Annotated in this window: 6 protein-coding genes, 11 tRNA genes and 1 rRNA gene; 1 reads left to right on the top strand and 17 read right to left on the bottom strand. The window is 47.3% G+C overall.

The window, feature by feature from the left end; all coding sequences use genetic code 11:
• From EBO34_RS19855 to EBO34_RS19795, 13 genes are all read right to left on the bottom strand, one after another.
• Window positions 1–100: ribosomal RNA gene (locus tag EBO34_RS19855) — 16S ribosomal RNA — on the bottom strand; the annotation flags it as partial.
• A gap of 103 nt (window positions 101–203) precedes the next feature.
• Window positions 204–280 (bottom strand) — tRNA-Ile (locus EBO34_RS19850).
• 65 nt (window positions 281–345) lie between these two features.
• A tRNA-Gly gene (locus EBO34_RS19845) sits at window positions 346–419 on the bottom strand.
• Window positions 420–438: 19 nt separating this feature from the next.
• Window positions 439–515 (bottom strand) — tRNA-Pro (locus tag EBO34_RS19840).
• A 13-nt stretch (window positions 516–528) separates the two neighbouring features.
• Window positions 529–605: transfer RNA gene (locus EBO34_RS19835), tRNA-Arg, on the bottom strand.
• A gap of 52 nt (window positions 606–657) precedes the next feature.
• A tRNA-Leu gene (locus EBO34_RS19830) sits at window positions 658–743 on the bottom strand.
• A 10-nt stretch (window positions 744–753) separates the two neighbouring features.
• Window positions 754–838 (bottom strand) — tRNA-Leu (locus EBO34_RS19825).
• Between the two features lie 10 nt (window positions 839–848).
• A tRNA-Asp gene (locus EBO34_RS19820) sits at window positions 849–924 on the bottom strand.
• 14 nt (window positions 925–938) lie between these two features.
• Window positions 939–1,014 (bottom strand) — tRNA-Val (locus tag EBO34_RS19815).
• Between the two features lie 36 nt (window positions 1,015–1,050).
• Window positions 1,051–1,125: transfer RNA gene (locus tag EBO34_RS19810), tRNA-Glu, on the bottom strand.
• A 15-nt stretch (window positions 1,126–1,140) separates the two neighbouring features.
• A tRNA-Ser gene (locus EBO34_RS19805) sits at window positions 1,141–1,231 on the bottom strand.
• Between the two features lie 3 nt (window positions 1,232–1,234).
• A tRNA-Asn gene (locus EBO34_RS19800) sits at window positions 1,235–1,309 on the bottom strand.
• A 148-nt stretch (window positions 1,310–1,457) separates the two neighbouring features.
• A complete protein-coding gene (locus EBO34_RS19795) occupies window positions 1,458–1,922 on the bottom strand; it encodes a SprT family protein (RefSeq protein ID WP_122901867.1) in 465 nt (154 codons plus the stop codon).
• A gap of 141 nt (window positions 1,923–2,063) precedes the next feature.
• On the opposite strand from EBO34_RS19795, the gene cmpA reads away from it, so the two are divergent.
• Window positions 2,064–2,180, top strand: coding sequence for a cortex morphogenetic protein CmpA (gene cmpA, locus EBO34_RS19790; RefSeq protein WP_122901865.1), 117 nt, complete (start codon window positions 2,064–2,066; stop codon window positions 2,178–2,180).
• A gap of 160 nt (window positions 2,181–2,340) precedes the next feature.
• Here cmpA and EBO34_RS19785 read toward each other — a convergent pair whose 3' ends face one another.
• From EBO34_RS19785 to rsbW, 4 genes are all read right to left on the bottom strand, one after another.
• The gene (locus tag EBO34_RS19785) at window positions 2,341–4,521 is read right to left on the bottom strand and encodes a Tex family protein (protein WP_122901863.1); all 2,181 of its coding nucleotides are present in this window, start codon (window positions 4,519–4,521) and stop codon (window positions 2,341–2,343) included.
• 277 nt (window positions 4,522–4,798) lie between these two features.
• Window positions 4,799–5,410 carry a PP2C family serine/threonine-protein phosphatase gene (locus EBO34_RS19780; RefSeq protein ID WP_122901860.1) on the bottom strand — a complete coding sequence of 204 codons (612 nt, stop codon included), beginning with the start codon at window positions 5,408–5,410 and terminating at the stop codon, window positions 4,799–4,801.
• Window positions 5,411–6,199 (bottom strand): RNA polymerase sigma factor SigB, encoded by a 789-nt coding sequence (sigB, locus tag EBO34_RS19775; protein WP_122901858.1) that lies wholly within the window; start codon window positions 6,197–6,199, stop codon window positions 5,411–5,413. It abuts the gene before it with no gap.
• On the bottom strand, window positions 6,162–6,659 hold the full coding sequence (rsbW, locus tag EBO34_RS19770; RefSeq protein ID WP_122901856.1) for an anti-sigma B factor RsbW: 498 nt from the start codon (window positions 6,657–6,659) through the stop codon (window positions 6,162–6,164). Before rsbW ends, sigB begins: the two co-directional genes overlap by 38 nt.
• Window position 6,660 lies beyond the last annotated feature (1 nt).

Raw genomic sequence — 6,660 nt, 5'->3', positions numbered from 1 at the left:
CTGACGTCAGGGGAGCAAGCTCCCCATCAGTCCGCTCGACTTGCATGTATTAGGCACGCCGCCAGCGTTCGTCCTGAGCCAGGATCAAACTCTCCATAGAAAGTTTGATGTCTCTGACATCATTTAAATAATTCATTGACGGGATAATTTGTCATTATCCCACGTTTCGCTTGGCTTTTTGTTTAGTTTTCAAAGGTCAAAAATGGTGGGCCTGAGTGGACTCGAACCACCGACCTCACGCTTATCAGGCGTGCGCTCTAACCAGCTGAGCTACAGGCCCCCGAGCAACTTTTCCATCATATCCTGTATGACAGCTGATTGCAAGAGGTTTTTAAAAGTATTTTATGGAGCGGGTGATGGGAATCGAACCCACATCATCAGCTTGGAAGGCTGAGGTTTTACCACTAAACTACACCCGCATTATATTAAGTTAAGAAATGGTCGGGAAGACAGGATTTGAACCTGCGACCCCTTGGTCCCAAACCAAGTGCTCTGCCAAGCTGAGCTACTTCCCGTATAAATTAAGTATGGCGCGCCCGAGAGGAGTCGAACCCCTAACCTTCTGATCCGTAGTCAGACGCTCTATCCAATTGAGCTACGGGCGCCTATTAAAATAGGCGTATATGTCATTCGTTACATATCAATAATGAATATGTATGGTGCGGTCGAGAGGAGTCGAACCTCCACGGGGTCTCCCCCACTAGGCCCTCAACCTAGCGCGTCTGCCATTCCGCCACGACCGCTAAAAAAATATGGTGCGGGTGAAGGGACTCGAACCCCCACGCCCGAAGGCACTAGATCCTAAGTCTAGCGCGTCTGCCAATTCCGCCACACCCGCACATGAAAAATGGCGGTCCCGACCGGGATCGAACCGGCGATCTCCTGCGTGACAGGCAGGCATGTTAACCGCTACACCACGGGACCATCATTCATAAGAATGGTGGAGGATGACGGGCTCGAACCGCCGACCCCCTGCTTGTAAGGCAGGTGCTCTCCCAACTGAGCTAATCCTCCGTATGCTGTTGTCTTTGAAACTCTGTAAATAAAAAATGGTGACCCGTACGGGATTCGAACCCGTGTTACCGCCGTGAAAGGGCGGTGTCTTAACCACTTGACCAACGGGCCAGCTTAAAAAAGAACTGGCGGAGAAGGAGGGATTTGAACCCTCGCGCCGCTTGCGCGACCTACACCCTTAGCAGGGGCGCCTCTTCAGCCACTTGAGTACTTCTCCGTATGGCTCCACAGGTAGGACTCGAACCTACGACCGATCGGTTAACAGCCGATTGCTCTACCACTGAGCTACTGTGGAATAATGTTTTTTAGCGACTTTTTATATTTTAACGGAAGTTAAAAGCAAAGTCAATATCTTTTTCGAGGTCTTTCGAGCCGCCGTTTCAACGCTTGTCCGTTTCAGCGACTTTTATAATGTACCACAGTTAAAAATAAGCGTCAATGTTTTATTGGGAAATTGTTTTTATTTTTTCGAGACGCCCTCTGCACCTCCCGCAAACAAAACGCTTCAAGTCAATTTGGCGCTTTCTTCTAAATTGAATCCCGCACTTTTTACACGTGTAGATGTGAAGAGTTTTCGATCTTCGGCGCATCCCCGGAACAACCTGGCAGAACCTTGATCCTCCCACCTTTTTAAGAAGTTGTTTGAAGTCGGCATCTTTGTGCTGATACCCTCTCCCTTCTATATGAAGATGGTAATGACAGAGTTCATGCTTAACAATTTTAATAAACTCCTCTTCCCCGAACTGCTCCAGCTGTTTCGGATTCATCTCGATATTGTGGGACTGGAGCATATAACGGCCGCCAGTTGTTCTTAACCGGGGGTTAAAGGTGGCTTTATGTTTAAATGGTCTGTTAAAGCTTGCCTCCGATATACCTTCCACAAGCTTTTGAAGTTCCAAGTCAGTCATACTCCGACCCCTCCGCTGTTCGTCAGTCAGACAAGATTACTTTATTACAATAACACAGACAAACCCTACGGCATATAGTATGTAATACTAATGAACATTTCAACGTCCATAGGCCAATCTCCATGTAAAGGAGGATTCTGGATGCCCGCGTGGCTGAAAAGGCAACTAAAAGAAGCCTACTACAATAAGGACCGCCGGAGAATTAAAGTACTGAACCAATGCTGGTTTTATTACAAAAGCAGTGATCAGGAAACATGATCTGTGCTCAATAAAAATTACTCTTGAATGCGAGGAGAGCCTCAGAGAAAGTAAAAAGACAATGGCTTTGCTGCCGCCCGTCCGGCTACACCGGCGGCAGCATCAGCTCATTGCCTGATAACAACGGAAGTGAAGTACACGCTATTCCTATTCACTTTCATTATGTGGTCTGTTTCTGCGGCTCAAGCATTGTCAGAGCAATACGGCCTTTTTTATGATCCACGTCCCCCACCCATACCGTCACCACATCACCTACAGAAACAACCTCCATTGGATGTTTAACAAAACGGTTCGTGAGTTTGGAAATGTGGACGAGCCCATCCTGCTTTACACCGATATCAACAAAGGCACCGAAGTCCACCACGTTTCTGACAGTCCCTTTCAGTTTCATCCCTTTCTCCAGGTCCTCCATTGAAAGAACATCCTGCTTCAGCACCGGAGGCGGCACGTCATCGCGGGGGTCCCTGCCTGGTTTAGCCAGCGCATCGAGAATATCCTTCACTGTAGGCAGTCCAGCTCCAAGAGTATCTGCCAGTTCCTGGGCATTAATCCCCTTAAGCTTTTCCGTAACCGCCGATGTCCCAATGTCGCCCGCTCCGATGGACAGCTTCTCCATGATCTCTTTAGTCAGAGGATAGCTCTCCGGGTGAATGCTGGTCTGATCAAGAGGCTGTTTTCCGTCGGCGATCCGCATGAACCCGATCGCCTGTTCGTAAGTTTTTGCACCAAGGCGGGGCACTTTTTTCAATTGGACACGGCTCGTAAACCGTCCTTCTTCCTCTCTACGTTTTACAATGTTAGTAGCTACAGACTTCGACAGCCCGGAAACATATTGCAAAAGAGAGACAGAAGCCGTATTCACATTCACACCAACCTGGTTAACCACTGTTTCAACGACAAACGTAAGAGAGTCGTTCAACTGGGACTGGGTTACATCATGCTGATACTGTCCTACCCCTACTGACTTAGGATCGATCTTCACCAGTTCAGCCAGAGGGTCCTGCAGGCGGCGGCCGATGGATACGGCACTTCTTTCTTCCACCTGAAGATCCGGGAACTCTTCTTTTCCGAGTTTCGAGGCGGAATAAACACTGGCTCCAGCCTCATTCACAATGACATAAAAGACCTCCTGATCAAGCTCTTTAATGGTATCTGCTACGAACTGCTCCGTTTCACGGGAGGCTGTTCCATTACCTACGGCAACCACATTCACCCCGTGTTTTGCAATCATTTTTTTCACAACCGTCCGCGCTTTATCCACTTCATTTCGTGGAGGCGTCGGATAGATGACGGCAATATCGAGCACTTTACCAGTACCATCAACCACCGCCAGCTTACAGCCTGTTCGGTATGCGGGGTCTACGGCAAGAACGACCTTATCCTTTAAGGGCTGCTGCAAAAGAAGATTTCGCAGATTTTCCGAAAAAATGTGGATCGCTTGTTTTTCAGCGGTTTCTGTTGCCTCTTTTCGGATTTCCCGCTCAACAGCCGGTTCGATCAGCCGTTTGTAACCATCTTCAATCGCTTCTTTCAGGTGTTCTGCAGCCACCGTCGGCTTAGGAATGTACTGTTTTTCAACAAAAGCGACAATGCGTTCCCGGGGCGGGCGGATCCCAACCTTAAGTACTTTTTCCTTTTCCCCCCGGTTCATGGCCAATACCCGGTGAGGGACGATCTTTTTTACAGATTCCTCGTATGTATAATACATTTCGTAGATGCCCTTTTCGTCCAGAGACTCATCTTTCACCTGGGAGACGAAACATCCTTCATTGCTCGTAAGCTGACGGGCCTTCTTCCTTATTTCAGGATCATCAGACAGGACTTCACTGATGATATCCCGCGCTCCCTGCAGAGCATCTTCCTGATTAACCACTTCTTTTTCTTCATTAACATACTTCTTCGCTTCTTGATCAGGATCTCCGTTTTGAGGCAGGGAGAGCAACCATTCCGCAAGAGGTTCAAGGCCTTTCTCTTTTGCCATCGTTGCTTTCGTCCGACGTTTTTGTTTATAGGGTCTGTACAGGTCTTCAAGTTCCTGAAGTTTTACTGCAGATTCAATTTTTTTCTTCAGCTCAGGCGTGAGTTTCTCCTGTTCATCAATCAGCCTGATCACTTCACTCTTTCGGTTAGCGAGACTGTTTGCATACTCCCACTCTTTTAAAATAGAACGGATCTGCTCTTCGTCCATTCCTCCGGTTAGTTCTTTACGGTATCTGGCGATAAAGGGAACAGTGTTCCCTTCCTCGGATAAATCAATTACATTCTTAACGCGGTTTTCCTTTAATTTCACCGCATTTGTCACATGTTTAAGCAAAGTATGCTGTTCATCGGTCCATTCCATTTGTTTGGCCTCCTGTCCCGTTTCTCCTCTTCATTCTATCGGAGAATAAAAGAAAAAACCACCTGCTGTGCAGGCCCATTATTGTAAGTCGTTCGTCAGTGACGGTCTTTATTCAGCTATACGGATGCCCTTCATAGAATTAGGAAGGGTGTTACAACCCTGCATCGTAATCCATTTGTTGAACGGAATACATCCCCTTTCCGCGGGCGGTTCGGGATCCTCCTCAGCGCTGCGCTATCCTTGTGCGATACACCCAAACAGAAAGAAGGTATCTCCCCTATACGCCGAGAGATACCTTCCCTATTAAAATCGTCGTATCGTCTGATGTATCAGCCATTCCACCGATCACTTGTTCCATCGCTTTTTTCGTGGACGGGGTTTTAGCCATGAACTGATGAAAAACAGGATCGAACGTCAGTCCATCAGAGTAAAGAATAAAGGTCATTCCTTTTTCAAAGCTGATCCGCTGAGCTTTGAACTTCTGTCTTTTACCTGACAAATACCCTCTAGAGGGAATAGGCCTTACCAGTTTCCCAGAAGGCGGATAAAAGATACATCCGATATTGCCTACATTACTGTAGATGATCTCCTGTGTGCGCTGATCAATCTTCATGATCGTCATCACAGCACCGCGTTTTTGCCATAACTCTTTGTTGGACTTATCCATAAGTACTTCAACGCTTTCATCCTTATGTGCTTCAATCACCTTAATGACCGCCGAAGAAGCCTCCATCGCTTCCTCTCCGCTGCCAAGCCCATCTACCACTGCACAGATCACATACTCATCACCGTTTGAAACATAAAAGGCATCACCCGAACACCAGTTTCCCTGTTTCGCGGTGTAATAAGACGTTATTTCAATGTCGTTCAGCTGGTGGTGTTTAATCATTTACAAGCACTCCGATGGTTCAATACGAATGGATTCTCTTAACTTCTGAAGGGCTCTCCTTTGCAAACGTGATACATGCATTTGAGAGATACCGAGCTGTTCGCCCGTTTCTTTCTGGCTCATGTTCTCAAAATACGTGTAATGAAGGATTTGACGTTCACGTTCGGTCAACACGTGGAAAGCTTTCTGAAGAAGCATCTGCTGATCAGTTTTCTCGTATCCTTCTTCAGTAGAGCCTACCAGATCAAGAAGGGTTACTGCGCTGCCCTCATCATCAGCTTCAATCGAACGGTCAACAGAGAGAGCCTGATAACTTTTGCCCATCTCCATCGTCTCAAGGACTTCCTCTTCAGAAACACCGATCTGATTGGCAATCTCCTCTACACGGGGAGAGCGCTGAAGGTTAACAGTAAGTTCTTCAACCGCTGCTTTGATTTTCGGACCGAGTTCCTTGATCCTCCGCGGAACATGGACACTCCAGGTCTTATCACGGATAAAACGCTTGATCTCACCTACGATGGTAGGAACCGCAAACGATTCAAAACTCCTTGCAAAAGCTGGGTCAAAACGGCGCAGGGCCGCAATCAGTCCGATCATACCAACCTGGATAAGGTCCTCATCGTGCCGCTGCCCTTTAGAGAATTTTCTCGCAAGGGAATGAACAAGTCCTTCGTATTCCATGACCAGTTTGGTCTGGATTTCTTCATCCCCTGTTCTTTGAAATTCGTCAATCCATTCGTAGATATAGTCCTTATTGTTGCGTTGTCGATGTTGAGATTCCGTTGCCATTTCGTTCCACCCCATCTCTCTGAAGGAACTTTGTCATCACAATGATGACCCCTGAATCTCCGCTAATTTCCACTTTGTCCATCAATGTTTCAATCAGGAAGAGGCCAAGCCCTCCTTCCTTAAGTTCTTCCACAGGCTGCTCGGCACTTACCGGCCCGAGGTTCTGCTTTAATGAATCAACATCAAAACTGTTTCCTTTGTCAGCAACCATCAGTTCCAAACGATCTTCGTACACGCCACATCCGATCGTCATCACCGGCTCGCTATCGGCTTCACCTTTATATGCATGATTAACAACATTGGTACACGCTTCAGCTACAGCAATTTTAATATCCTCTATATCATCGTAAGAGTAACCGAGACGGTTCGCGATTCCAGAAACAGTCAAGCGGACCACCCCGACATACTCGGGTTTTGCAGGAAGCTTCATCTCAATGAAATCAGGTTTCGTGGTAGACATC

This window comes from Alteribacter keqinensis (genome assembly GCF_003710255.1).
GTDB classification, from domain to species: Bacteria; Bacillota; Bacilli; order Bacillales; family Salisediminibacteriaceae; genus Alteribacter; species Alteribacter keqinensis.
The sequence above is the reverse complement of the archived record's forward strand: the minus strand, read 5'-3'. Positions and strand labels throughout refer to the sequence as shown.